Source organism: Acidobacteriota bacterium (genome assembly GCA_030949985.1).
GTDB lineage: Bacteria > Acidobacteriota > Polarisedimenticolia > J045 > J045 > JALTMS01.
The window spans coordinates 1-2746 of record JAUZRX010000080.1 but is presented as its reverse complement, the minus strand read 5'-3'; the positions used below and the strand labels follow the sequence as shown (position 1 = coordinate 2746).

Genomic DNA, 2746 nt, shown 5'->3' with positions numbered 1-2746 from the left:
CACCCACGTTCTGCAGGCGGGCCCCCTCGCCGTCTCCAGCCCCCTCGACCACCTCCCTTCCGATCCCCAGCCGTAGCAGGTGGGGGAGGGGGCGTGGGGCCGGTGGCGGGCCGCTATGCGGAACGGTGTAGCGCGGTGGGTGTGATGGGGTTGCGGGTTGGAGTGGGGGCGAAGGTGTTGACATCGTGGGGATTGGGCTGGAAGAATCAAGCTGGTGAGCCGTTTGGTGGGGGAGCTTCGTGGGACCAGAGAACGTCGAATGCCCGCTTACGAAGAACGGCCGACTTCGAGTTAGGCGCACGCTGGCCACGGATGCGGAGAAGAAGGCTCATGGAGTTCGGCAAGATCGAATCGCTCGACATTCGCACTCATTGGAAGCATGAGGAGAGTGAGTTCACGCCGTGGCTCGCAAGGGAGGCGCACATCCAGATACTCGGCGATGCCATCGGTCTTGATCTTGAGGTCGAGGGGACCGAGGTTCCGATCGGCTCATTCAAGGCCGACATTCTCGCCAGGGATGGAGACGGCCGGACGGTCATCGTCGAGAACCAGCTCGGGAAGACCGATCACAAGCACCTGGGTCAGTTGATCACGTACGCATCTGGGATTGAGGCAAGAATCATCATTTGGGTCTCCCGGGAGGTTACCGACGAGCATCGTCGTGCCGTGGATTGGCTCAACGAAGTGACGGCAACGGGCATTGCGTTCTTCGCCTGTGAGATCGCTCTATGGCAGATCGACGATTCCCGACCTGCTCCGCGCTTCAACGTCGTAGCAAGCCCGAATGACTGGTCGAAGACCATCAAGAGCGGCCCGACGCCAGACTCGTTATCACCGACCAAGGCAGCACACCTTGAGTTTTGGAATGCGTTCAAGGAGTACATGACGAACGAAGAATCGGATCTTCGTCTTCGAACGCCGCGACCGCAGCACTGGTACTCGATCGCAGTGGGCCGTTCCGGGTTTCACTTGAGTCTCACGACGAACACGCAGGCGAAACGTGTTGGATGCGAACTCTACATTCGAGGTGCAGCGGCGAAGTCAGCGTTCAGCAAGTTGCACAAGGACAAAGAGCCCATCGAGGCAACTCTCGGAGAACTCGATTGGCAGGAACTTCCAGACGGCCAGGATTGTCGTATCATCCAGTACCGTGACGGAGACTCCAAGAATAGGTCCCAGTGGCCGCAGTTACATGAGTGGTTGAAGGATCGGGCGGAAACGTTCTCGGCGGTTTTCGGGCCGCGCGTGAAGGCTCTCAATCTTGAGGAGAGTGATGGCGCCTAACAACGGCATGCACCTGACGGCGCTTCGCGCCGCAGGTGATGCCAGAGCCGTTAGGCAGGCAGTTGGGGGGTGACATGAAAGAGATTCCCGTTGACCCGCAGACCCGTGAGGCGTGGAAGAAGTACCCACTGAGACTGTCCGATGGCTCGAAGTCCAAATGCTGCGGACGATCCATCGTTCTGGTGCAGAGCATGGAAGGTGGATTCGTGACTCGGAACTGCTCCAAATGTGGAAAGTACGACACCTTGCCAGAGAGAGTCTTCCGGAGCCTTCACCTGTGGGTGGCTTGTCCCGATTGCAAGGATCCGATGCAGCCGACATTGCTCGACAAGAACTACGGCTATCGCTGCGACGAATGCGACGTCGGAATCAGGCTGGCAGCTTTATTGCCGAGATGGACCGACCTCTAATGCGAGCTGGCTGCCTGCATCGGCATGGCGTTAGCCGGACCTGACGGAGAAACGCGCATGGGTTATATGAAGACCATCGTCTGCTTGGCGAATTCGAGGAAGCCTCCGTCGGGCCGGTGTATCGCTGGACGCGAAGTGACATCTGCAGGGTTCGGAGACTGGATCAGGCCAGTAAGCGCACGGCCGGCGCAAGAGATTTCGGAGGAGGAACGTCGCTACGAGGATGGGCGCGATCCGAAACTCTTGGACATCATTACGATCAAAATGACCAAGCCCCAGCCTAATCTGCACCAGCAGGAGAACCACCTGATCGATGCCAATTACTACTGGACGTGGGAACGCGCAGTCTCTTGGCAGGATCTTCAGACGGCCGTCGAGGATCCAGCTGGCCCTCCTTGGCTGAACGAATCCTCAAGCTTTCACGGCCGGAACGACCGGGTTCCCGAAGACCGCCTGGGCGGGATGAGCCGATCGCTGTACCTCATTCAACCAAGCAACCTCAAGTTGATCGTGGCGTCGGAGGGCGGCGACTTCGGCCCGGCCTGACGACGCGTTCGCGCTAGGTTTGTCCTGGGGGGAGATGCCTACTGCATGGTGGTCACCGATCCTTGGGTTGAGCGGAAGTACCTGGCAGGTCCCGACGGGGAGAGCGACCTTCGAGACGCTATGATCTGCGTCAGCCTCGGCGAGGTCTTCCATGAATTCGCGTACAAGCTGGCGGCTGCCGTGATCACACCTGAACGTGCGGAGGGGTGACCGTGCCGAGTGTGTACACCATCGGACACTCGACGCACTCGATCGAGGAGTTCCTCGAACTGCTTGAGATGCATGAGATCTCTGCGATAGGCGTAAGCGGTCGGAAATCGGCGTTCTTCCCAGGCCCGTGGATGACAGCTATAAGAGCCTCTGATCTCGCATCCGTCCCAGGATGCTGGAGAAGAGGAGGCCAGCGATGGCGAGAGGGCGTTCACAGCGTGTCCGGCGTAGTGAGGAAGAGTGGCGGGAGATTCTTGAAAGATTCGAGGCCTCGAAACTGAGCCTCAGGGCGTTCT

The 2746-nt window shown here is 59.2% G+C and carries 3 protein-coding genes; all 3 read left to right on the top strand.

What is annotated here, in order from left to right; translation table 11 throughout:
- The first annotated feature begins 330 nt into the window (after positions 1–330).
- The 3 genes from Q9Q40_13890 to Q9Q40_13880 all read left to right on the top strand — a co-directional run bounded on the left by Q9Q40_13890 (position 331) and on the right by Q9Q40_13880 (position 2450).
- Positions 331–1284, top strand: coding sequence for a DUF4268 domain-containing protein (locus Q9Q40_13890; GenBank protein ID MDQ7008307.1), 954 nt, complete (start codon positions 331–333; stop codon positions 1282–1284).
- A 467-nt stretch (positions 1285–1751) separates the two neighbouring features.
- On the top strand, positions 1752–2240 hold the full coding sequence (locus tag Q9Q40_13885; GenBank protein MDQ7008306.1) for a hypothetical protein: 489 nt from the start codon (positions 1752–1754) through the stop codon (positions 2238–2240).
- A 45-nt stretch (positions 2241–2285) separates the two neighbouring features.
- Positions 2286–2450 carry a hypothetical protein gene (locus Q9Q40_13880; protein MDQ7008305.1) on the top strand — a complete coding sequence of 55 codons (165 nt, stop codon included), beginning with the start codon at positions 2286–2288 and terminating at the stop codon, positions 2448–2450.
- Positions 2451–2746 lie beyond the last annotated feature (296 nt).

Bases quoted from the DNA above. Each gene is read 5' to 3' on its own strand.
- Q9Q40_13890 (MDQ7008307.1), top strand. From the start codon at position 331: ATGGAGTTCGGCAAGATCGAATCGCTCGACATTCGCACTCATTGGAAG.
- Q9Q40_13885 (MDQ7008306.1), top strand. From the start codon at position 1,752: ATGGGTTATATGAAGACCATCGTCTGCTTGGCGAATTCGAGGAAGCCT.
- Q9Q40_13880 (MDQ7008305.1), top strand. From the start codon at position 2,286: ATGGTGGTCACCGATCCTTGGGTTGAGCGGAAGTACCTGGCAGGTCCC.